Source organism: Sinimarinibacterium arenosum (genome assembly GCF_005047655.1).
Classification (GTDB): domain Bacteria; phylum Pseudomonadota; class Gammaproteobacteria; order Nevskiales; family Nevskiaceae; genus Solimonas.
On the sequence record NZ_SUKF01000001.1, the window covers coordinates 409971 to 431764 of the forward strand.

The 21794-nt window shown below is 63.5% G+C and carries 25 protein-coding genes; 13 read left to right on the plus strand and 12 right to left on the minus strand.

Features of this window, described 5'->3' with window-relative positions; all coding sequences use genetic code 11:
* Positions 1-2: 2 nt before the first annotated feature.
* From E4T66_RS01895 to E4T66_RS01905, 3 genes are all read right to left on the minus strand, one after another.
* Positions 3-1337 (minus strand): esterase-like activity of phytase family protein, encoded by a 1335-nt coding sequence (locus E4T66_RS01895; RefSeq protein WP_136847201.1) that lies wholly within the window; start codon positions 1335-1337, stop codon positions 3-5.
* 142 nt (positions 1338-1479) lie between these two features.
* Positions 1480-2676 carry an OmpA family protein gene (locus E4T66_RS01900; protein WP_136847202.1) on the minus strand — a complete coding sequence of 399 codons (1197 nt, stop codon included), beginning with the start codon at positions 2674-2676 and terminating at the stop codon, positions 1480-1482.
* Positions 2677-2828: 152 nt separating this feature from the next.
* Positions 2829-3410 carry a DUF2946 family protein gene (locus E4T66_RS01905; RefSeq protein ID WP_136847203.1) on the minus strand — a complete coding sequence of 194 codons (582 nt, stop codon included), beginning with the start codon at positions 3408-3410 and terminating at the stop codon, positions 2829-2831.
* A gap of 187 nt (positions 3411-3597) precedes the next feature.
* Here E4T66_RS01905 and E4T66_RS01910 point away from each other — a divergent pair, with 187 nt between their 5' ends.
* The 4 genes from E4T66_RS01910 (at position 3598) to E4T66_RS01925 (ending at position 7723) form a co-directional block, all read left to right on the plus strand.
* Positions 3598-5715 (plus strand): PQQ-dependent dehydrogenase, methanol/ethanol family, encoded by a 2118-nt coding sequence (locus E4T66_RS01910; RefSeq protein WP_136847204.1) that lies wholly within the window; start codon positions 3598-3600, stop codon positions 5713-5715.
* 84 nt (positions 5716-5799) lie between these two features.
* The gene (locus tag E4T66_RS01915) at positions 5800-6252 is read left to right on the plus strand and encodes an HIT family protein (protein WP_136847205.1); all 453 of its coding nucleotides are present in this window, start codon (positions 5800-5802) and stop codon (positions 6250-6252) included.
* A 147-nt stretch (positions 6253-6399) separates the two neighbouring features.
* On the plus strand, positions 6400-7251 hold the full coding sequence (locus tag E4T66_RS01920) for an HDOD domain-containing protein (protein ID WP_136847206.1): 852 nt from the start codon (positions 6400-6402) through the stop codon (positions 7249-7251).
* A gap of 67 nt (positions 7252-7318) precedes the next feature.
* Complete coding sequence (locus tag E4T66_RS01925; RefSeq protein WP_136847207.1) at positions 7319-7723, plus strand: NINE protein; 405 nt, start codon at positions 7319-7321, stop codon at positions 7721-7723.
* 18 nt (positions 7724-7741) lie between these two features.
* Here the strand turns inward: E4T66_RS01925 and E4T66_RS01930 are convergent, their stop codons facing one another.
* Together E4T66_RS01930 and E4T66_RS01935 are read right to left on the minus strand one after the other, a co-directional pair.
* Positions 7742-7987: a DUF4169 family protein gene (locus E4T66_RS01930; protein WP_136847208.1), complete on the minus strand. Its 246-nt coding sequence runs from the start codon at positions 7985-7987 to the stop codon at positions 7742-7744.
* Between the two features lie 11 nt (positions 7988-7998).
* The gene (locus tag E4T66_RS01935; RefSeq protein ID WP_136847209.1) at positions 7999-8883 is read right to left on the minus strand and encodes a MipA/OmpV family protein; all 885 of its coding nucleotides are present in this window, start codon (positions 8881-8883) and stop codon (positions 7999-8001) included.
* 211 nt (positions 8884-9094) lie between these two features.
* Between E4T66_RS01935 and E4T66_RS01940 the strand changes: the two genes are divergently transcribed.
* Positions 9095-9394 carry a hypothetical protein gene (locus E4T66_RS01940; protein ID WP_136847210.1) on the plus strand — a complete coding sequence of 100 codons (300 nt, stop codon included), beginning with the start codon at positions 9095-9097 and terminating at the stop codon, positions 9392-9394.
* A gap of 96 nt (positions 9395-9490) precedes the next feature.
* On the opposite strand, the gene E4T66_RS01945 is transcribed toward E4T66_RS01940, so the two are convergent.
* On the minus strand, positions 9491-9763 hold the full coding sequence (locus tag E4T66_RS01945) for a hypothetical protein (protein ID WP_136847211.1): 273 nt from the start codon (positions 9761-9763) through the stop codon (positions 9491-9493).
* 68 nt (positions 9764-9831) lie between these two features.
* Between E4T66_RS01945 and lexA the strand changes: the two genes are divergently transcribed.
* The 3 genes from lexA to E4T66_RS01960 are packed head-to-tail and all read left to right on the plus strand — an operon-like array spanning position 9832 to position 12006.
* Positions 9832-10485, plus strand: a complete 654-nt coding sequence (gene lexA, locus E4T66_RS01950) for a transcriptional repressor LexA (RefSeq protein ID WP_136847212.1) — start codon at positions 9832-9834, stop codon at positions 10483-10485.
* Positions 10482-10901, plus strand: coding sequence for an SRPBCC family protein (locus E4T66_RS01955; RefSeq protein WP_248679357.1), 420 nt, complete (start codon positions 10482-10484; stop codon positions 10899-10901). The genes lexA and E4T66_RS01955 overlap by 4 nt, the downstream gene beginning before the upstream one ends.
* A gap of 40 nt (positions 10902-10941) precedes the next feature.
* Positions 10942-12006 (plus strand): NADH:flavin oxidoreductase/NADH oxidase, encoded by a 1065-nt coding sequence (locus E4T66_RS01960; RefSeq protein ID WP_136847213.1) that lies wholly within the window; start codon positions 10942-10944, stop codon positions 12004-12006.
* Between the two features lie 16 nt (positions 12007-12022).
* On the opposite strand, the gene djlA is transcribed toward E4T66_RS01960, so the two are convergent.
* Positions 12023-12787: a co-chaperone DjlA gene (djlA, locus tag E4T66_RS01965; protein WP_136847214.1), complete on the minus strand. Its 765-nt coding sequence runs from the start codon at positions 12785-12787 to the stop codon at positions 12023-12025.
* A 119-nt stretch (positions 12788-12906) separates the two neighbouring features.
* Between djlA and E4T66_RS01970 the strand changes: the two genes are divergently transcribed.
* Together E4T66_RS01970 and E4T66_RS01975 are read left to right on the plus strand one after the other, a co-directional pair.
* The gene (locus tag E4T66_RS01970; protein WP_136847215.1) at positions 12907-13716 is read left to right on the plus strand and encodes a hypothetical protein; all 810 of its coding nucleotides are present in this window, start codon (positions 12907-12909) and stop codon (positions 13714-13716) included.
* Between the two features lie 130 nt (positions 13717-13846).
* Entirely contained in the window at positions 13847-15406 is a 1560-nt protein-coding gene (locus tag E4T66_RS01975) for a sensor domain-containing diguanylate cyclase (protein ID WP_169577435.1), read from the plus strand.
* Positions 15407-15429: 23 nt separating this feature from the next.
* Here E4T66_RS01975 and E4T66_RS01980 read toward each other — a convergent pair whose 3' ends face one another.
* The 3 genes from E4T66_RS01980 to E4T66_RS01990 form a co-directional block, all read right to left on the minus strand.
* Positions 15430-16224 (minus strand): alpha/beta fold hydrolase, encoded by a 795-nt coding sequence (locus E4T66_RS01980; protein WP_136847217.1) that lies wholly within the window; start codon positions 16222-16224, stop codon positions 15430-15432.
* A 120-nt stretch (positions 16225-16344) separates the two neighbouring features.
* Positions 16345-17397 (minus strand): tRNA dihydrouridine synthase, encoded by a 1053-nt coding sequence (locus tag E4T66_RS01985; protein ID WP_136847218.1) that lies wholly within the window; start codon positions 17395-17397, stop codon positions 16345-16347.
* Positions 17398-17479: 82 nt separating this feature from the next.
* Entirely contained in the window at positions 17480-18361 is an 882-nt protein-coding gene (locus E4T66_RS01990; protein WP_211242719.1) for a YkvA family protein, read from the minus strand.
* Between the two features lie 130 nt (positions 18362-18491).
* On the opposite strand from E4T66_RS01990, the gene E4T66_RS01995 reads away from it, so the two are divergent.
* Positions 18492-19205 (plus strand): SOS response-associated peptidase, encoded by a 714-nt coding sequence (locus tag E4T66_RS01995; RefSeq protein WP_136847219.1) that lies wholly within the window; start codon positions 18492-18494, stop codon positions 19203-19205.
* A 48-nt stretch (positions 19206-19253) separates the two neighbouring features.
* Here the strand turns inward: E4T66_RS01995 and E4T66_RS02000 are convergent, their stop codons facing one another.
* Positions 19254-19598: a zinc ribbon domain-containing protein YjdM gene (locus E4T66_RS02000; RefSeq protein WP_136847220.1), complete on the minus strand. Its 345-nt coding sequence runs from the start codon at positions 19596-19598 to the stop codon at positions 19254-19256.
* A 311-nt stretch (positions 19599-19909) separates the two neighbouring features.
* Between E4T66_RS02000 and E4T66_RS02005 the strand changes: the two genes are divergently transcribed.
* Positions 19910-20296 carry a DUF302 domain-containing protein gene (locus E4T66_RS02005; RefSeq protein ID WP_136847221.1) on the plus strand — a complete coding sequence of 129 codons (387 nt, stop codon included), beginning with the start codon at positions 19910-19912 and terminating at the stop codon, positions 20294-20296.
* A gap of 18 nt (positions 20297-20314) precedes the next feature.
* Here E4T66_RS02005 and E4T66_RS02010 read toward each other — a convergent pair whose 3' ends face one another.
* Positions 20315-20509 carry a hypothetical protein gene (locus tag E4T66_RS02010; protein ID WP_136847222.1) on the minus strand — a complete coding sequence of 65 codons (195 nt, stop codon included), beginning with the start codon at positions 20507-20509 and terminating at the stop codon, positions 20315-20317.
* A 167-nt stretch (positions 20510-20676) separates the two neighbouring features.
* On the opposite strand from E4T66_RS02010, the gene E4T66_RS02015 reads away from it, so the two are divergent.
* Positions 20677-21768 carry a zinc-binding metallopeptidase family protein gene (locus E4T66_RS02015; RefSeq protein WP_136847223.1) on the plus strand — a complete coding sequence of 364 codons (1092 nt, stop codon included), beginning with the start codon at positions 20677-20679 and terminating at the stop codon, positions 21766-21768.
* Positions 21769-21794 lie beyond the last annotated feature (26 nt).

A 21794-nucleotide genomic window follows, 5' to 3' on the forward strand; every position in this document is an offset into this window, starting at 1 on the left:
GATCAGAACAACGGCGTTGTCAGCTCGACGACGTACAGTGTGCTGGCGTCGACGGCATTGCTGCCGGGCAGCACCTTCTGCACGATCTCGCCGCTTTCATCCGGAATCACAGCGAAGTCGTCGTCGTTGACGATGCCCAGATGCGTGGCGTCGATCAGCCACAGGCCTTCGAGCTTGTCGTGCGGGTAAGCCAGTCCAGTCAGTGCATCGTAGACCAGCGTCTTGCCGACCGGCTGAATGCCTTTGGCGGTCAGCATGTCCCAGTCCGTCCCTTCCAGGGCATGACCGTTGATCAGCAGTCCCGTGGCAGCATCGGCGGTGATTTCGGCATCGCTGTCGATTAGCGCCGTGTTGCTGGTGTCGACATTGGTTGCATTGCTCAGATCGATCTTGAACAGGTTCTTGCGTGTTGCGGTGCCGTCTCCACCGTAGCCGCCGTCGCGTTCGTCGACCAGGAATGTCGTTGCTGTCAATGCGACGATTTCGGAGTTCGACAGATTGCTGGCCTCCTGGCGATACAGATACTGAGCAATCGCTGCCGTTTCGAGGTTGATCGTGACAATACGGGTCAGTGTGCGGTTGGTAGCGTCAGTTTTGTTGGGGTTGTACATCGTCGACTGCATGATGCCGACCAGGGTCTTGCCGTCCGGCGTCACTGTCAGGCCTTCCATGCCGCGATTGGCGCGCCGGTTGGCGAATTCGGCTGGCAGGTTGAGGCTGGTACGGGGGTCATCCGGGAACGCATTGATGCGATCGATTTCGGTGCCGTCAGCTGCGTAGTGCACGATGTGCGGACCGTATTCGTCGCTGACCCAGAAGGTACCGTCAGCCAGCGCCACCAGGCCCTCGGAATCCAGACCGTAGGGATCGTAGGCGAGCAGGTTGCCGTCGGCGTCGTAGGGAATTTCGCCGGTGGCACCGAAGGTTTCGCTGGGCAGGCCGCTGATCGGATTGCCTTCGCGGTCCTTCAGCAGAATCTCTTTGACTTCGACGACGTCGCCGTCCCGCGTCAGCTTGAACTCGCCAATGCGCGGCGTGTAGTCGGCAACCGGGAATTTCTTGCCGTCGCCTGCGCTGCCGCTGAAATCGGTATTCGGTCCGCGATCGGTCATCGCGTAGAAATGTCCCGCTTTGCTCGGATGTGCCGTGGCGCCCGAACCGAAGCCGCCGTTGCGGATTTCAGTGCCGTTGCTCAGCGTCTTCAGCACGCTGTAAGGCAGAGCGGCGCCGCTGCTCGGGTATGTGAACTTCTCGCTGTTGTCATCATTGCTGCAGGCGGCGAGCGCCATGGCCAACAGCGCGGCGGCCGGTTTCAGTCGAAGGGAGAACGGCGTCATCGCTACCTCGTTGTGGATCAGGATGCAGGGGAATTCCCGAGCATCGCAAACCCATGTTGAGATTCGACGACAGTTGCATGAAACCCTGCGTGAACCGGGCCGACTCTGCCGCGGGCGAGCGCACCCGCGGCAGAGTCGCAGTCTAGTTTTCGACGGTCAGCTCGACCCGGCGATTCTGCTCGCGCCCCTCGTCGCTGCCGTTGTCGGCGACGGGCTTTGATTCGCCGTAGCCGACTGCGTGCATGCGCTCGGGTGCAACGCCCTGGGCCGCCAGATAGTCGAGCACGGCCTGGGCGCGTTGCTCCGACAGCGTCTGGTTGTAGGCGTCCGCACCTTTATCGTCTGTATGTCCGCCGATCTCGACCTTGATCTCCGGTGCTGCCACCAGTGCGGCAGCGGTCAGATCCAGGATCGTCTTGGCGTTGGCCGTCAGTCGGGCTTTGTCGAACTCGAAGGTGACGCCGTGCAGCACGATGACGTCGCCTGCCTTGCAGCCGCGCAGGTCGGCCTGTTCACCCGGCGCGGGGCTTTCGCAGGGCGGCGGCAGCGCACAGCCGATGGCATCGACTGCGGTGCCAGTCGGCGTGTCAGGGCATTGGTCGAGGTCATCGGTCACGCCATCTCCATCGGTGTCTGCAGGCGGAGGCGGTTCGGCCACCGGAACGACCTCGACCGGTGTCGGCTCAGGTGGCGGCAGTGGCTCCTCGGCGGGGGGGAACAACGGCACCATCAGGCCCAGGTTGATGATGCCGTCCGAGAACGCGTCTTCCGTTCCGTCCCCCAGTCCTTGAGTGTCGTGCGCATCCAGCCGATAGCGCAGCTCGAAGCGAACCGCGGCAGGGAAGCCGAACAGATTGATCTGCGACAGCGCACCGAATCCGGCTTCAAAGGCGGTCGAAGTGTAGTCGAGGAGCGTCGGCGCGCCGCCGACGGTTGCCGGGTGGTCGGTCACGTCCAGCGCCTGCGCGCCAACCACGGCAAACACATTTTTCAGCGTACCGCTGAAAGGGAACAGCAACAGATTGCCGCCGTAGCCAACCACTTCGGTGGGCGCACCGGAGACGAAATCGGCGTCGTCGTTGTACTTGTTGTAGTGCGCCACCGCTTCGATCGCCGCCCAGTCGAACACGCGGGTGCCGATCGCCAAGGTGCCGCCGCTGCCAATCTTTGTTTCACGCGCGCCGTCGGGCACGGTCAAGGTCAGCATGGGCGCGACGTAGATCGTGCGACCGATCTGCATGATCAGCCCGCTCGAGTCGTCCTGTGCGGAAGCGGAACTGATACCCAGCAGCGCGGCAACGGCAATACCCCACGCGGCAGTGCGCTTGGATCCATCCATGGTCGGTCTCCTCCGAACGTTCTTTATTGGTTACGGCCGGCTTGAGCTTTGCACACGTCCGGGGCCTGCGCCCCCGCCCGAAGGGGTAGGTTGTGCGGGTGGCGAGGAACCCGATGGATGTGGGTGAGATACGCCTATGTTGTTGTGAATATTTATTTTTCTTCAATTATGGTGCGTGGCTCTCGGATAAATCCGAGCACGTCGGGAATTTCTGCAAAGTCGAGCCGCTGCAGCCTGATCAGCGATGGGCCGAGCTGAAGTTGCAGGGCGGTGGTGCTCCCGGATGTTTGTGCCAGCGCAGTCGTCAGCGCCGCATCGTCGATCGCCTGGCCGTTGACGCTGAGGTGTTGCAGAACCCACTCCAGATCGTTGTCATCAACTGCACTGGGGCCGTGTTCGGTCTGCACAAACACGCTGCCTTGTTCATCCAGATACGCTGCAGTCGGGTACTCGACCTCGCGTCCGGTGTGCGTATGCAGATGGCCGTTGGCGTCGACGCGTAGTACCAGCGGAGCGGATGCCAACGACACGTAGCCGCGCTGCGGTCCATTCTGGAAATACCAGCGGCCGTGCTCGTCGGGTGCGTAGTTCGGGTTGATGGTGTCGATGATCTGTGGGCGCGTGATCACTTCGTCACGGATGCGCCAGCGCCCACGGCGGTCCAGGCTGAGCCAGCCGAACAGCGCGGGAACGTTCGGCCATTTGGCCAGCGCTCGATACACCCAGTCTTCCATGCCGTGTCTTCGTTCCGTCCTGTGACTCGCAGCCTCATGCGGGGGCGCCGAACCCTAACTTGTCCAGCGTTGCAGGCCAGAGCCCAACCTTTGGATATGGTCAAATCCGCTCGATTGGTGCAGCGTATCGTCCGAGCGGCGTCGATCCAAGAGCGCCCCGACACGAAGAACGATGAGGAGAGACGAAATGCGAGCGATCATCAGCACGGCGTTGCTGCTGACCCTGATGCCGGCGTTTGCGGCGCAGCCGGGCGCAGTGCCCGAGCCCGCTCCTGCGGTGAATGCTGCGCGAATCAGGGCAGCGGATCACGAGCCGGGCAACTGGATGAGCACCGGGCGCACTTACGACGAACAGCGCTACAGCCCGCTGGACAAGATCAACGACAAGAACGTCGGCAAGCTCGGTCTGGCGTGGAGTTACAAGCTGCCGATCGATCGCACCACCGAGGCGACGCCGATCGTCGTCGACGGGGTGATGTATACGACCAGCGCGTTCAGCGTGGTCTACGCCTTCGACGCTCGCAACGGCAAGCTGAAGTGGACCTATGATCCCGAGGTGCCGAAGATCAAGGCGCGCGAGGGCTGCTGCGGCCCGGCCAATCGCGGCGTCGCGGTGTGGAACGGCAAGGTCTATGTCGGTGCCTACGATGGTCGCCTGATTGCGCTGGACGCGGCCACCGGCAAGCCGGTGTGGACCACCGACACGGTGGTTGATCATGATCGCGCGTACACCATCACTGGCGCGCCGCGTATCGTCAAAGGCAAGGTCATCATCGGCAACGGCGGTGCCGAGATGGGCGTGCGCGGCTATGTGAGCGCTTATGACGCCGAGACCGGCAAGCAGGTGTGGCGCTTCTTCACGGTGCCCGGTGCGCCCGACGCCGGCCCTGACGATCAGTGGACCAAGCTGGCACGGCCGACGTGGTTCGGCGACCAGTACTGGGTTCAGGGCGGCGGCGGCACGGCCTGGGATTCGATGGCCTACGATCCCGAGCTGGATCTGCTCTACATCGGCACCGGTAACGGCTCGATGTGGAACCGCAAGCTGCGCAGCGAAGGCAAGGGCGACAATCTGTTCCTGTCGTCGATTCTTGCGGTGCGTCCGGACACCGGCGAGTACGTCTGGCATTACCAGACCACGCCGGGGGATACCTGGGACTACACCGCCACCCAGCACATCATCCTGGCCGACCTCAAGATTGGCGGAAAAGTCCGCAAAGTGCTGATGCAGGCGCCGAAGAACGCGTTCTTCTATGTGCTCGACCGCAAGACCGGTGAGCTGCTGTCGGCGGAAAAGTACGCGCCCTCGACCTGGGCGACGCACGTCGACATGAAAACCGGCCGGCCGGTTGAGAGTGCGGACGGCGACTGGACCAACGGCGCCAAGGTGGTCATGCCCAGTCCGCTGGGCGCGCATAACTGGCATCCGATGTCGTTCAATCCCAAGACTGGATTGGTCTACATCCCGGCACAGGAAAGCGCTGCGCTGTACGCCCCGGACGACAACGCAAAGTACCTGTTCAAGGCGATGTTCAATGTCGGTACGCAGCCGTTCGAACTGCCCACCGCGACGGACCAGCTCAAGGCGGCGGCGGACTCGTTCAAGGGTCGGCTGGTGGCCTGGGATCCGGTTGCGGCCAAGCCGGTGTGGACGCAGGAATACGTCACCATCTGGAACGGCGGCACACTGAGTACCGCCGGCAATCTGGTGTTCCAGGGCAGCGCCGACGGGCGCGTGATCGCCTACGCGGCCGACACCGGCAAGAAGCTGTGGGAATCGCCGGCCAATACCGGTGTCGTCGCTGCGCCGATGACTTACATGGTCGACGGTGAGCAGTATGTGACCTTCATGGCCGGATGGGGTGGTGCGTTCCCGCTGGTGTTGGGTGGCATCGCGCAGAATGCCAAGGTGCAGTCGGATGCGCGCGTGCTGACCTACAAGCTCGGCGGCAAGGACACGCTGCCGCCGCCGAAGCCGAGGCCGGTGTTGCCGCCGGCGCCCGGTCCGGTGAAGGCCGACGCCGCGACGCTGGCCAAGGGGCGCTATCTGTACAACGGCCTGTGCGCGGTGTGTCACGGCTCCGAGGCGATCGGCGGTGGCGTGATTCCCGATCTGCGCTACCTGACGCCGGAAAAGCATCAGATATTCAACGGCATCCTTGCCGGTGCCTTCGCACAGCGCGGGATGGCCTCGTTCATGGATCTGCTCAAACCCGAAGATGTCGAGGCGGTTCACCAGTACCTGATGCAGCGCGCGCATGATCTGCACCGGGATATCGAAACCAGCGCCAAGGCGGGCGGCTAGACGACTTCAACGCACCGCACCGGCGCCTGCTGCGGCAGGCGCCGGTGCGGTGGCTGCTGCTGCGGGGTCGTCACAGTGACAGGCATGACCATTTTCGAACGCATCATTGCCGGTGAGCTGCCAGCGAGCTTCGTTTATCGCGATGCGCAGTGTGTCGCGTTCATGGACATCAATCCGATCACACAGGGACACACCCTGGTGGTGCCTATCCAGGCGGTGGCAACGCTGGACGAGCTCGATCCGGTTGTTGTCCAGCACCTCTGGGGTATCGGCCAGCGTATTGCGGCGGCACAGCGGCAGGGGCTCGGCAGTCGGGCGCAGCACTTTCTGCTGAACGACGGCCGTGCCGCGAGTCAGACGGTGCCGCATGTTCATCTGCATGTGATTCCGCGCTACGGCAACGACACGGTGCACACCTTGACGCGCCTGGTCTGGCACATCACCACGATCGTGGTGCCACGGCGTGAAACTGCAGCGCGACGCGGGCGTCTGGAGCGCCAGGCGGCTGCGATCCGGGGCGCGCTCGACGCGGGTTGAAAGCCGTTCACGCCGGAGGAGGGCACGCCCATCGGATCGACATCAAAACGGTGAATCTGCCCTATTGACGCTGAACCGCTCTGGCCGCAGCGTGGCAGCAAGTCGGCCAGGACTCTGAAGTCTTGGCGGCTGCGGACGGAGATCGCCGTGACAACCATAGAAAATTCGGCACAGCTGATGGACGCGCTGTGGCAGGAGTTGCAGAACAACACGCTGGATCTGCCCTCGCTGCCTGATATCGCGCTGCGTATCGGAAAACTGGCCGAGGACCCCGAGGTCGACGCCCATTGCCTGGCACGCGAGCTTGCCCACGATCCCGGCATCGCGGCACAGGTCATTCGTTACGCTAACAACGCGGCGTTTCGCTGCAATGCGACGATTCACCAGTTGCCGACGGCAATCATGCGCATCGGCACCAACGCGACGCGGCATCTGGTCAGTGCCCTGTCGGTGCGGCAGCTGTTCCGTTCGGAGTCGGCGGTGTTGCAGAAACGACTGCGCGACACCTGGAACCGCAGCATCGAGGTGGCAGCGTTATGCCAGAGCCTGGCACGGCGATACGGCGCGCTGGAGCCGGAAGTCGCGCTGCTCGCCGGATTGCTGCATCAGATCGGCATCCTGCCGATCGTGCGCTTGCTCGAGCCCTCCGAAACACTGCGCAATGCGCCGGAACGTATCGACGCCGCGATCACGGCCTTGCAGCCGCGTGCCGGTCAGCTGATTCTGAACGCATGGGGCTTTCCGGCCACGATCGCGCAGGTGCCGCTGCAGTGCATGAATCTGCAACGCCGGCATCTGGGCACGGCGCCGGACTATGTCGACATCGTCAGTATCGCGATTCTTCAGCTGGACGCGCGGAACGATGCGGGCACCATCGGCTGCGAGCGGGCATCGGTTCCGGCGTTCGCACGCCTCGGCATGGATCCGGAAACCGATGTCTTTTCACTCGACGGCGTGCAGCAGGAGTTCGATGACTTTATCGGCGCAATGACCGCTTGATCATCACGCGCTTGCGAGTGCGCAGGCAATTGTGTCTGATGGCGGGCAATTTCCTGCCGGTGAAGCCATGAACGACACGTCCAACACGCACAGCAAAGTCATCGGATACCTGCTGTGGATCTTCGGATTCATCGGTGCGCACCGCTTCTACTACGGGCGTCAGATCACCGGCGTGATCTGGTTCTTCACGCTGGGACTGTTCTTCATCGGCTGGATCGTCGATCTGTTCCTGATTCCCGGCATGGACCGGGACGCTGATCGCCGCTATCAGGCCGGCGACACCGACTACTCCGTGGCGTGGCTGCTGCTGACCTTTCTTGGCCTCTTCGGCGCCCATCGTTTCTATATGGGTAAATGGATCACCGGACTGCTGTATCTATGCACCGGTGGCCTGTTTCTGATCGGCCTGCTGTACGACTTTCTGACGCTCAATGAACAGGTCGACAGTCTGAATCGCGGGGACGCGCACTAGGGCGAAACACGCCAAAGCTCAGCCGCGCGGCTCAGCGTCGGGTTCCGCTGACGACTGAGCGCTCGGGTCCACCGCGGCGGCCGCCGCGGGTGGTTCCCGGCGCAGGCCATCGAGGCGGCGCTGTGCCTCTGCTTCAACTTCGGCATCGTGCAGCTTCTGCGCCTTGGTGCGCCCGAAACGCACGCGATTCTCGGCTGCCTGACGCTTGGCCTGTTCGCGCGCCTTGCGTTTGCGCGCCTTGTTGAAATTGATCAGTTCCGCCATCTGCAGAGTCTCTATGGGTCGATATCCACTGCGCGTTTGCTTGACTGCAGCACCGTCCAGGACAGGCCGATCGCAGCCGTGTAGCCGTCATCGCGACGGAACAGGGGGCTGTCCTGATTGGCAGCGCCGGAATAGGCGTAGTAGCGCACCGACGCGAACAATCGCAAGCGCGGCGTCAGTGTGTAAGCACCGCGCAGACCCAGCGAACTGCCGAGGTAGCCGGCGTCAGCATCGTACGCCGGACGGTCAACGGTGGCGTAGCGCGGAGCAACCTCGTAGAAATAGCGCTGCAGCGCGCCGCTGCCGAATTCGGTGGCCAACGACAGCCAGATGCCGAGACGGCTGTCGAGGTAGCGATCCGCGCGGTAGGCGAGCTCCGGTGCCAGGACCGCTCCGCGCCAGTTCAATCCGCCGTCGCCAACCGAGATCACGCCCCGTACCGGCAGATTGACCACCACGGCAGAATCGTGCGCCGGGCCCGGATAGGTCAGGCGCAGATTCGGGCCCAGTTCCAGCAGATAGCCCAGATCGGGCATGCCGCGTCGGGCATCCGAGCCGCTGGAATCCGAAGACAAGGCGCCGCCACCGCTCAGATCCAGCTCAAGGTTGGCGCCCAGACGCCGACGCAGGCGCGAGCCCTCTTCATCCGCACGCAGCACGCGACCGCGGTAGACAAAGTACGGCGCCGGCAGTGCCAGGCTGCGGTATTCGTCCGCCGCCGGATAGTCCGGCACCGTAAACGCGGCGCCGGCAATGCCCGCCTCCCAGCGCGGAAGCGCAGCGCCACTGCGAGTGTCCTCGACCGGGGTTGCGGCGGTTTGCGCGTGCAGCAGCGGCGTGGTGCAGCACAGTCCGAGCAACAGCAGGCTGCGACGCAACGGAAACGAGAGAGTCATGGGGAAGGGCACGGGGCTGGCGGCGGAAATCCGCTTGCAGCCTAGCCGGTTTGCGAACCTGGGGAAAAGGCCACCGCCGCAGACCGGGTCCTGTCTTGCGGCGGCGATATAGGAAAATCCCTACAAATATGAAAGCGTCAGGACTACGCCCAATGTCCCGAAGACTCCGGACCGCGACCTCACCGAAGCAACCCAGAATGAAATCGTCTCCATGCCGGTTCGCGTTGCCATGTCCGATACGACACAGATCCTTGTTCCGACCCGTCCGCTCAGCCAGTGGCCGATTGGCATGCGCCTATGCTTTCGTCGTGATGCCGACGTCAAGCCGCAGCACCTGAATCTGCGGTGCAAGCCGGTCCTGGTGTTGTCCGGCCTCAAGCTGATTGGCAGCGGTGACGGCCCGTTCTCCTGGCGTCAGCAGATTCTGGCGCTGAGCACCGGCACGATTGGCTGGGCGCGTCCGGATCAGTTGGGCTTGCCGCTGGATGGCGCTGAGCCTGAAGCGTTCTGAAGCGGGTGCGCCGAGGCGGTGACATCCCGCCGCCGACACCCACTCCCGTTTGCGCGCATGGCCGACAATATGTCGGCCATTTTTTTGCGCGCCGCGTTAGAACAGCCGCAGCACCGCGTCCACCAGGGCGGAGTGGTGATAGACGCTGATCATCAGCATCACGCTGCCCATCGCACCGGGGATGATCCATTCCGGCCAAACCGCGTCAACCGGCGTCGTGCTGACGCGGGGGATGGCGACGGCGGCCGCGGCTGACTGACGGCGCACGGGTGCGCGGCGATAACGGTTGTCCTGAGCCGGCGCGGTGGCAGCGGCGGCAGGGTTGCGGCGGCGGTTGGGACGCTGGCCTGCGGGAGCGGTGTGGCGCATAATACTGTTCACCTGACACGTACTGGTTATATGAACAGTAGTCGTTTCAATCACGGGATGCAAGCGCCATGGCAGAGCTGACGCCCAGACAAGCTGAGATCCTCGCCTTCATCCGCGATTCGGTGCGCGAGGAGGGCTACCCGCCATCGCAGCGCGATATCGCGCAGCACTTCGGATTTGCGCAGAACGCCGCGCGCGATCATCTGCTGGCGTTGGTGCGAAAGGGCGAAATCGAAATGGCATCCAGCGATGCCCGGGGTATCCGCCTGCTCAAGGCGCCCGAAGCGCCGCCTGACGGCCTGCCGTTGCTGGGGCGCATCGCTGCCGGCGCGCCGATCACGGCGCCCGATCACGCCGAACACTGGTTGAAGATCGACCCCGAGCTGTTTCATCCGCGCGCCGATTTTCTGCATCGGGTCGACGGCGATTCGATGATCGACGCTGATATCCAGCCTGGCGATCTGGTTGCGATTCATCAGCAGCCGGACGCCAGCAATGGCCAGATCATTGCGGCGTGCCTCTCCGACGGAGCCAGTGGCTTCGAGCGCATTACCTTGAAGCGCTATCGCCGCATGGGTTCGACCGTCACGCTCGAGGCGGCCAATCCACGCTATGCGCCGATCGAAATCGATCTGGCGCGAGCGGCGGACGATCAGGACATGCCGGTGTTTCGCATCGCCGGGATCATGGCCGGTCTGCTGCGCAGCGGTGGCGCGCGGTGAACGCGCCGGCTGCCGGAGCTCCGCTGCCAGCGCAGACCCTCAGCGTCGGCATCGCGTGCGCGCCCGCTACGGCCTATGCCTATCTGGCACAGCCGGAGAATTTTGCGCAGTGGGCCTCCGGTCTTGCCGATACCCTGGAGTGCGTCGACGGGCAGTGGCATGCGCAGACACCCGCTGGCCCGGCACGGCTTCACTTTTCGGCGCCCAACGACTGGGGCGTCGCTGACCACACGATCGAGTTCTCCGGTGATGGGCGTGTGTACGTGCCATTGCGCGTGGTCGCCAACGCCAGCGGCAGTGAGGTGTGCCTGACCCTGTTCAAACAGCCGTTGATGAGCGATGCGGATTTTGCGCGGGACATCGGCTGGGTGCAGCGCGATCTGCAGACCCTCAAGACGGTGCTAGAAGCGCACTAGTGATCTGATCCCAATCTTAATTTTTAGCCGGTTGTCAGCGATGAACCTGTTCGATCCCCTCAAGCTGCGCGGCGTCACCCTGCGCAATCGCATTGGTGTGGCGCCGATGTGCCAGTACTCCGCCGTCGACGGCGTGCCGAACCATTGGCATCTCGTGCACCTCGGCAGCCGTGCTGTCGGCGGCGCCGGGCTGGTGATCTCCGAGGCGACTTCGGTGACCGCCGAGGGTCGCATTTCGCCAGCTGACACCGGTTTGTACAGCGACGCCCAGATCGACGCCTGGGTGCCGATCACGCGCTTCATCACTGAAGCCGGTGCGGTGCCGGGTGTGCAGTTGGCGCATGCCGGACGCAAGGCCAGCACGGACGTGCCGTGGCGCGGGGGTGCGCCGGTTGACGCGGAGCAGGGCGGCTGGTCGCCGCTGCGTGCGCCCAGCGCCGTGGCATTTCGGCCGGGACATCCGGTGCCCGCTGCCCTTGGGCTCGACGGTATTGCGGGCGTTGTGGCTGCGTTCCGCAGCGCTGCGGAACGCGCGCTCGCTGCGGGATTCCAGTTGGCTGAAGTCCATGCGGCGCACGGATATCTGCTGCATCAGTTTCTGTCGCCGCTGTCGAACCAGCGTGACGATGCTTACGGTGGTGCCTTCGACAACCGTACGCGCATCGTGCGCGAGGTCGTGGCCGCAGTACGCGAGGTCTGGCCGGAACGCCTGCCGCTGCTGGTTCGCATTTCGGCTACAGACTGGGCCGACGCGGGCGGCTGGACCGTCGATGACAGCGTTGCGCTGGCGCGGCAGCTGCGTCCCCTGGGGGTCGATCTGATCGATGTATCCTCGGGCGGTTCGCTGCCCAATGCGGCGATTCCGGTTGCGCCCGGATTCCAGGTACCGTTCGCGGCACGGATTCGCCACGAGGCGGACATCGCCACGGCGGCGGTCGGATTGATCACCGAGGCGCAGCAGGCCCAATCGATCATTGAATCAGGAGAGGCTGATCTGGTGCTGCTGGCGCGCGAGCTGCTGCGCGATCCGTACTGGCCTTATCACGCCTCGGTCGCGCTCGGCTGTCCATTGCCTGCACCGGAACAGTACGCGCGCGCATGGTAATTGCGCGTAACCGGGTTCAGGGCAGACCGCGCGCCTGCTTGATGGTGTCGTAGGCGCCGGTGATTTCGCGCGTCTTCTGCTCGGCCATTTCACGCATGCTATCCGGAAGTCCCTTGGAGGCAAGCTTGTCCGGGTGGTTCTGACTCATCAGCTGGCGATAGGCCTTTTTCAGCTCGGCATCGGACGCCGAAGCATCAACGCCGAGAACGCGATACGCCGCTTCCAGCTTCTGTGTCGGCGACGCACTGGCACCGCCGCGCCCACCGAGCATGGCTTCCAGCCGCAGAACTTCAGCCTCCGGCACGCCGAGTCCGCGCGCGATGCGCAGCAGCATCTCGTGCTCGGCCGGGTGGACCATGCCGTCGGCCGCCAGCGCTGACAGCTGGATCTGCAGGAACATTTGTAGCAGCGCCGGCTGGCCGCGGGTGATCTGCACGAAGCGTGCGACTTCGGCATCGACGTTGAATCCATCGGCCTTGCCGCGGTTGAACGCCGCTTTGGCGGACTCGCGTGCGGTCCCGCTGAGGTGCAGGCGATCGAACAACTGTTCGGCGATACGGATTTCGTCGGTGGAAACGCGGCCGTCGGCCTTGCAGACCGCCCCCATCACCGCGAACGTCGACTCCATGAACTGTGCCTGCGCCTGGCGCAGCGTATTGGTCAGCGATGAGCTCCGCAGAGACTGGCCGATAAACCAGCCGATAAATGCGCCGACCAGCATTCCGCCAAAGCGGCCGATGGTGAAGCCGATCAGGCCACCGATAAAAACGAAAAGGTTCATGGCGTGAATTCTATCCGGGACTGCGCCCGCAGGCCGCGAACGATGCGTGGTCCCATTTTTGCGTGCCGGATACCGCCCGGAGTTTATTTGCCGGCCGATTCATTGACAGGACGACGCCGATGACCCCCCCGAAACGCGGCACTGCACTGGCTGCGATCGCTGTGCTGTGCACCCTGGTCATGCCAGCGCATGCCGCCGATCTGACCGAGCTGATGGCACAGGTGCCGCCGCCACCTGAGGATGCCGTCAGCGCCATGAATGCGATGCAGGGCGAGCAGATCGTCGATCCTGCGTACGTCGAGTTTACCCAGAAGATCGCCGACGAACGCGCTGCCATCATCGAACTCAACGGCGGCGAAAAGCCACCGACGATCGAACCGATCGGGATCGACGCGTCCGTGCCCCCCGCGGTGCAGAACATTGCCAGGGAGTTCAACGCCTACCTGGCGAGCAATAGTGGCAAGGATGATCCGCGCGCAGCGCTCGGCAAGCGCACCCGCTGGGTCAAGAAGGCCATGGGCGATCGCCAGATCGGCATCACCAAGAAGCTGCAACCGTGTCCGGACCCGTGTCAGAACGCGGCGGTGGCAGCGAGCAATCAGAAACTGCTGCTGCAGCGCGAAAAGATCCTGTCGACCGAGCTGGAGATGTGGAACGCGCTGTTCGGTGACTGGAAGAAGAAACATATGCCGGCGGTCGTCACGGCCCAGCTGCGCTTGGACGCCAATGCCGACGCGGCGCAGACCGAAGCCGGTCGTGCCGTGATTGCGCGCTACCGTGCGGCAATGCTGAACGAAATTTCGCTGCTGTTCTCGATCACGGACAGCGCCATCCGGCGTGCGGTGGCCATCGAACACGGTCTGGACGGCTCCGAGCCGGACAGCATCAGCGGCGCAACCCGCAAGGCATCGACCACGCCGCCGCAGTAGGGCCCCGAGCGCGCGCGCCGACACATAACGTCGGTGCGCACGCCGTAGAATGGAGGCAGCGGTTGGTAGGGGTCGCGCGATTCCATTGCAGTCAAAGTTCAGTCTGTGGGTCCAATGGGGGCCCGCCGTAATGCTGCTGGTTGTGGCCGGCGGCATGGCTGCGTTCGTCGACGGTGTGGGTCGGGTTGCGCGCCTGCAGGAGCAGCGTGAGCTTGAAATTGTGGCGGTCACCGCCGCGGCATCCATCAATCCGGATCAGGTCAACCGGCTCGGCGGCAATGCCGGCGATATCGGGGGGGCGGTTCTGCAGGATGTGCGCCGGCGCCTGCAGCGCATTCGCGACGTCAATCCGCAAGTGCGCTTCGTCTATTTGATGCGCCCCGGTGCAGGACGCTTCATCTTTCTGGCCGATGCCGAAGCCGAGACCTCGCCGGATTACTCACCGCCGGGTCAGGTCTACGACGATCAGATCGAGGGTCTGCAGCGGGTGATGGCATCCGCACTTCCGGTGGTCGAAGACCCGTACGAGGATCGTTGGGGCCGCTGGGTCAGCGCGCTGGCCCCCATTGTCGATCCGCAAACCGGTGCCGTGATTGCGGTGCTGGGGATCGACGTCAGTGCCGAACACTGGCAGCAGGCGCTACGACAGCACTACGGCTTGGCGCTGGCGATTGCGATGCTGGCGTCTAGTGTGTTCGGTCTGCTGTGGTTTGGTGCCTACCGGCATCAGCGCAATGCCGAGAGATTGGCCGGGCTGAACGATGCGCTCGAAGCCGAGCTGGCACACCGCCGCCTGTCGGATCAACGACTCAAACTGGCGGCGGCGGTGCTGACGAACACCGGGGACGGCGTCATGGTGGCTGACGCTCGCGGAATCATCGAGTCGGTTAATGCGGCGTTTGAACGCATCACGCTGCATTCCGCCCAGCAGGCCGTGGGCCGCAATCTGCGCATGCTGTATTCAGCGCGAAACAGTCACGGGCTGTTCCGCTCGATTCTGCAGGATCTGCAGCGCAATGGCCGCTGGGACGGCCAGATCTGGAGCAGGCGCCGCAATGGTGAGCGCTATCCGCAGGAAGTATCGGTTTCCGTGCTGCGCGACGATGACGGCGTGGCGACACACTACGCAGCGATTTTTCGCGACAAGACCGATCAGCATCGGCTGGAACAACGCCTGAATGAGCTGGCGCAGATCGATGGCCTGACCGGCATTCCAAACCGACGTCATTTCGATGCGTCGCTCGCTGCAGCGTTCGAGCGCGCGCGCCAGGACAATGCACCGATTTCGATGCTGATGGCCGATCTGGATTTCTTCAAGCGCTTCAACGATCGTTACGGTCACATTGAAGGCGATGAATGTCTCAAGCGCATTGCCCAGCGCATCCGCAGCGTGGTGCGCAACGACTGGGACATGGCCGCACGCTATGGCGGCGAGGAGTTCGCGATGATTCTGCCGGGTACGGTGCTTGAAGATGCGCTGCGGGTGGCGCAGCGCCTCAACGAGGCGATCCGGGCGATGGCAATCCCCAATATTGACTCCGGCGTCGCTCCGATCGTGACCATCAGCATCGGTTGCGCAACCGTGATCCCCAGCGAGACCATGGTTGCGCGTGACCTGATCGCACAGGCGGACGCCGCTCTGTACAGCGCCAAGCGCGAAGGACGTGATCGCGTCGTCGCCGCGAATTGATCGTGGCGCCGACTGTTGCCGGCTCAGACAGAGCCGGCGGCGATGCGGCGTAGAAACGGCAGCAGTGCCGCGTTCACGGGTTCGGGGTGCGTGAGATTCGAGGCGTGAGCGGCGCCTTCGATTTCAACCACTTCGCAATCGCGCAGCGCGTTCGCCATGATCCGCATTCGCGGCAGTGAAATTGCCGTGTCGGCGGTGCCGTGAACGACCATCGCAGGACAGTTGATTTCCGGCAGACGCGGGGTGATGTCGTCCCGGTGCAACAGGCAGTTTCCGGGTTCACGAATCAGTGCATGCGGCCGCGACTTCCACTTTGCGATCCATCGCGCATTCTCCTGCGGGTCGTCGATGATGATCTTGGCAATGGTCTGTGCCAGCTCGTCGGTGGGACCAATTGCGGCCCATGCATCGATCATCTGCTGATAGCCGCCGGCCAGGGCCGGATCCTCGGGTGTCGCCTGCGTGTCGATCAGCACCAGTCCGAGGACACGCTCGGGCGCGGTCAGCGCAACGCGTAGTGACAGATAGCCGCCCTGCGACATGCCGCCGACGACGGCACGGTCGATGCCCAGGTGATCGAGCAAGGCCAGACAGTCGCGCGCCGAGTCCCAGTACGTGAAGGCCTGGCCGTCGAACTCGGTCTTGCCGAAGCCGCGTTCATCCCAGGTAATCACCCGAAATTCGGGCGCCAGCGCCGCGACCTGGGGCGCGAACATCTCCAGATCCATCAGAAAGCCGTGCGCGAGCACAACGGGAAGCCCGGAGCCGCCGGTATCTTCGTAATAGATCTTTTGGCCGTTGATGTCTGCCTGCGGCATGGTTGTCCTCCGTTCACACGCACTGTGTAGTGCGCACGATAGCCAATCGCGTCGCTGCGCGCCTTGCAGCAGAAGCGCTGTGCCGACCATCGAGGGGTTTCAGTTGTGACGGCGTCGCGATCAGGACGCGAGCCGGAGCGTGTCCGCTGGCGGTGGAGGTGATGAACGGTGCAGCCGTGCAAAGGCAGCAGGGCTGGATCGCTTCCCGGCACCAGTCTCTGCGGGGGCCGACTGCAGTCCCAACAGCGCATCGATCGGCGGACACTCGCGCTCGCGACGAATGTCTGCGAACAGGGCTTCTGCCTGTGGATAGCCGCGCGTCAGAGCGTGCAGCCATTGCTTGATGCGTCCGGGCGCGTAGCGCGGCATGACTTTGGCACGCACCTGGCACCAGTAGTCCTGTACCAGCGGCAGCAACTCGTCCCACTTCAGCGTCTGCGCCGTGCGGTTCTCTGCTGCCGCGCGAATCTGCAATGCCAGATCCGGGCGTGCAACCAGTCCGCGGCCGAGCATGAAGTGTTCTGCGCCGCTGACCTCGCGGCAGCGGCGCCAGTCGTCGACGCTCCAGATTTCGCCGTTGGCAATCACGGTGGCGTCGACCGCGTCGCGGATGCGCGCAATCCATTCCCAATGCGCCGGCGGCTGGTAGCCCTGGACTTTGGTCCGTGCATGTACCACCAGTTCCGATGCGCCACCCGCAACCAATGCGCGAGCGCTGTCGAGCGCACCCTCGGGGCTGTCGCAGCCCAGACGCATCTTTGCCGTCACCGGAATCCCGGCAGGAACGGCTGCGCGCACCGCCTGCACGATGCGAAACAGCAATTCGGGTTCGTTCAGCAGTACCGCACCGCCACGCGAACGGTTGACGGTCTTGGCCGGGCAGCCGAAATTCAGATCGATCACCGGCGCTCCGAGTGTGCAGGCCAGCGCGGCGTTCTCGGCCAGGCATTGCGGGTCAGAGCCCAGCAGCTGAATGCGCATGGGCGTGCCTGCGCGGGTTTTCGCGCCGTCCTGCAGTTCCGGAGCCAGTGCATAGAACACGCGAGGGGGTAGCAGGCGATCACTGACGCGGATGAACTCGCTGACGCACCAATCGATGCCGCCGACCTGGGTCAGCACGTCGCGCAGGACGTTATCGACCAGTCCTTCCATGGGTGCCAGGGCAATCTGCATCAAGCGGCTCGAATCAAACGGCGCGTAGCGTAGTGGCTGCGCATGCGCTTTTCACCCCGGGGCACTGCCGCATTCAGGGTATTCAGGCGTGGCCCAGCGCCAGACGCAGCGCGGCCAGGCCCAGCAGGACCAGGACTGGCACGCCGATCGCAACGCCATGACGCCAGGCAATCTTGGTGGCGACAATCGCACGCAAGCGCTGCTGCCAGGCGCCGCTGAGGCGCCTGTAGTTGCGCATGTAGTCGACGGCGACGCCGATGTTCCACGCCAGCACCAGTGCAGTGGAGACGCCGACATAAACCATCCAGGTGGCCGACCAGCCGCCGAACAGAATCGACAAGGCCAGCGAAACCGCCGCCGCAGTGGTCATGCCCCACAGGCTGACGACCAGCGTAGTCACTGAATTGTCGACGGCGTCGGCCGAGGCTTTGTCGAAGCGCGCAAACAATTCGTCGGCGCGTTCGTCCACCACCTGATGCAGCGCGGCCTGGCCCTTGACCACCAGTGTGTCGGTGACTTCCTCGATCACTTCCTGCCGTTTTTCGCTGAGACGCTGCCGCGCGCTCTGCACCCCCTTCGCGACGAAGGTCAGGATTGCCGACAGCACCGCGATGTCATCGATATAGCCAAGACCTGGAATCAGGTCGGGCACGGCGTCGACCGGACTGATGAAGTACAGCAGGGCTGCGGTCAGATAGATCAGCTGCTGCCGGCTCAAAGTGCCGCGCTGCGCCCATAGCTCTGTGGCCTGCTTGGCCAGCTTGCGCAGGCGCGTGTAGCGCTCGCCGTCATGGCTGCGAATCGAGGCGAGCTTGTCGTCCAGCTCTTCGTCGATGCGCTCGGCTGCAGCCTCGCTTTGTGCTTCGGCCATGAAGCGCGATTTCAGCAGGGCTTCTGCGCGCTTTTCGAGGTCGGCGTGGGGCGTCTCTTCCTCGATCGGCGAAATGGCATTTTTCTGGTTCATCAATACTCGGCAGCGTCCGCGTGTGCGGCGATAGAGTTCAAAGCCTACTGCGTGGCGCCGCATCTTGCACGGCCGGGAGTCACTCGGATTTTCGCCACGGTTGCAGGGCGATTTCGGGCATGATCGGCAGATGTGTGGTCGATACGCAATGGCACCGACGGATGCCCGGGCCTGGGCGTCGGTGGGCGAGCGCCTGGGTCCCGAGGTTGAGCAGACGCTGCAGAGTCTGGCGTCGCGCTACAACATCGCGCCGAGCACGCAGGTGCCGATCATCTATCGCGATATCGAAGGCGGCGGCCCACGCGTCGCGTTGGCCCGATGGGGGCTGATTCCGCACTGGTGGCGTCAGTCCACACCTCCGAAATTCAATACGATCAACGCCCGCAGTGAAGACGCTGCAACCAAGCCGATGTGGCGCGATGCCTGGCGCCGCCAGCGCTGTCTGATTCCGGCCACACACTGGTACGAATGGATGGAGGATGTTCCGGTCAAACGCCCGCATGCCTTGAGCTTGCCGGACGGCAAGGGCTTTATGTTCGCTGGCCTGTGGTCGCAGTGGCGTGGAGCGTCCGACGCTGAGCCGGTAGTGACCTGCGCGATCCTGACGCGCGACGCCAGCGACAGCGTGCGCAAGGTGCATGAGCGTATGCCGGTGATCCTGCACCCCGATGGCTGGACACTATGGATTCAACCGGGGGATTCCGAGCCGCGCTGGGTCGACGATGTGCTGCACGCGCATGTCGTGACTGAAGCGCGTGCCTGGGAGATCAGTCGCCGTATCAATGCACCGCGCAACGAGGGTCCGGACCTGCTGTTGCCGTTCGATCCGTTTGACGAGTCGTGAGCCCCACGCCATGCATGCATGGCGTGGGGAAGTCAGACAGTCTTTGCCTCAGGCCTTCTTGACGAAACAGGCCTTGAGCATCAAGCCCATGCCGTCGACCTTGCAGTCGATCTCGTGATCGCCGGAGACCAGGCGAATGTTCCTGACCTTGGTACCGCCCTTGATCGTCGTCGACGAGCCCTTGAGCTTGAGATCCTTGATCAGGGTCACGTCATCCCCGTCAGCCAGCAGATTGCCGTTTGCGTCCTTGACGATCAATTTGTCGTCTTCCTCTTCGGCTGCTTCGACTGCCTGCGCCGACCATTCGTACCCGCAGTCCGGGCAGATGAACAGCTCGCCGTCCGGATAGGTGTTTTCCATCTTGCATTTCGGGCAGGGTGGGATCGTATTCATGCGGCTCTTCCTTTGCAGTCGTAGATCGGCATCGCCCCTTCGGCGATGCAAGCGGGCGCGAGCATGGGGCGCAGGCGAGGGATGGTCAAGCACCCGGGGGTATATCGATGGCCCGCTGCAATCGGGCCACGATCCGTCACGGCTTTCGCGTAAGCCGGCGGCGATTCACTGCCGGCTCTCCCGTCCCTCGCGCTGCGAGCGGTCGCACATCCTCCTGACATGTATCAATGCAGTCGCCAATCGATGGAGCATGCTGATAAAGGTCGAAAAGGAGCAGGCGCCGGTGCGTCGGTGTTCCGCCGGAGTCCGCCATGAGCTACTACTTCAACAAGATTCTGCCGATGAGCTTCGAGCATGCGCTTGCTCATGTCACGATGGCGCTGAAAGCCGAAGGCTTTGGCGTCATCACCGAGATTGACGTCACCAGTACGTTGAAGCAGAAGATCGGCGTCGACTTTCGAAAATACCGGATCCTCGGAGCCTGCAATCCGAAGCTGGCCTACGAGGCACTGCAGCTTGAAGACAAGGTCGGTGCGATGTTGCCGTGCAATGTCATCGTGCAGGAGGTTGCCGGCGGCATGACTGAAGTGGCGGCGATCGATCCGGTGGCTTCGATGCAGTCGATCGACAATCCGCAACTGCACGTCGCTGCTGAAAACGTGCAGGCCAAGCTCAAGCACGTCATCACCAGCCTGTAGCGGCGGTCCGGTCTGCGATCAATTGCAGGCGCCGTAGGTATCGCCGTGTACCAGATGTTGGGATGCATCCTTGTCCGACAGGACCAGCGTCTGCCGCTGCTGGTGGCACATCACCGTGGTCGTTTCCGAACGCATGTCGGGTTCGTACTGAGGTGAAATGCCGCAGGCACACAGGCCCAGCGCGGCAACACACAGCAGGATCGATGGCTTCATCAGCGATGCTCCGGTGGAGAGCCGGTTTTTGTATGGGGCCAGTCTAGTCCAGCGCGGCAGGTTTGGATCGTTTGTTCATGGCCGGTGCCAGACCCGCGCGGCGGCAGCGGCTTGCGCCCCTGCCGGGGGCTGCCTAAGCTGCCCGGCGCGCTTCCCGGAGACACGAGATTCAGACGTTTGAATGCCAGAACTGCGGGCAGTTGCTCTATTTCGAGAACTCGCACTGCGAGCGCTGTGGTCACACGCTAGGATTCCTGGAGCGCACCGCGCGCCTGGAGACGCTGGTTCCGGTGGGTGGAAATGTTTGGTCACCGCTGGGTGCGCCGCGTGCAAGCGAGCGCTACCGCTTCTGCGCCAACGCCAATGTCCAGGTATGCAACTGGCTGGTTGACGCGGATGGCAACGCGAATCTGTGTCGCGCCTGCTCACTGAATCAGATCATTCCTGACCTCCGGGTATTCGGCAATCAGGATCGTTGGCGCAAGCTTGAATCGGCGAAGCATCGGCTCGTCTACAGCTTGTTGAAGCTGAAATTGCCGCTATACAGCAAGGCCGAGGACGCCTGGCGCGGTCTGGCATTCGAGTTCCTGGGCGATCCAAACCCGCGATTCCGCGAAGGGCCGGCGGTCATGACCGGGCACCTCAACGGCATCGTCACCTTGAACATTGCCGAAGCCGACGATGCCGAACGTGAGCGCCAGCGCGCCACCATGGCGGAGCCCTATCGCACCTTGCTCGGCCACTTCCGCCACGAAGTCGGACACTACTACTGGGCGCAGCTGGTTGCCCCTTCGCAATGGGTACAGCCATTCCGCGATCTTTTCGGCGACGAGCGAACCGACTACGAGCAGGCGCTCGACACTTACTACGCCGGCGCTGCGGGTCCCTGGCAAACGCAGTACGTCAGTGCCTACGCCAGTTCCCACCCCTGGGAAGACTGGGCCGAGACCTGGGCGCATTACCTGCATATCGTCGACGTGCTCGAAACGGCTTACGCGTATGGCATCAGCATCCGTCCGCGCGCCGGGCGTTCGGCGGATCTGACGACACGCGCGGATTTTGACGCCTATCGCATGTCGGACTTCGACGCCCTGGTGCAGGCCTGGCTACCGCTGACCTATGCGATGAACAGTATCAATCGCAGCATGGGTCAGCCCGATCTGTATCCGTTCGTGTTGGCGTCGCCGGTGCTGGACAAGCTGCGCTTTGTTCACAACGTGATCCGCCAGTCGCGTTCCAGCAAGGAAGCCGCGGTGTGATCGGTGTCGACTGACAGCGCCGCAAG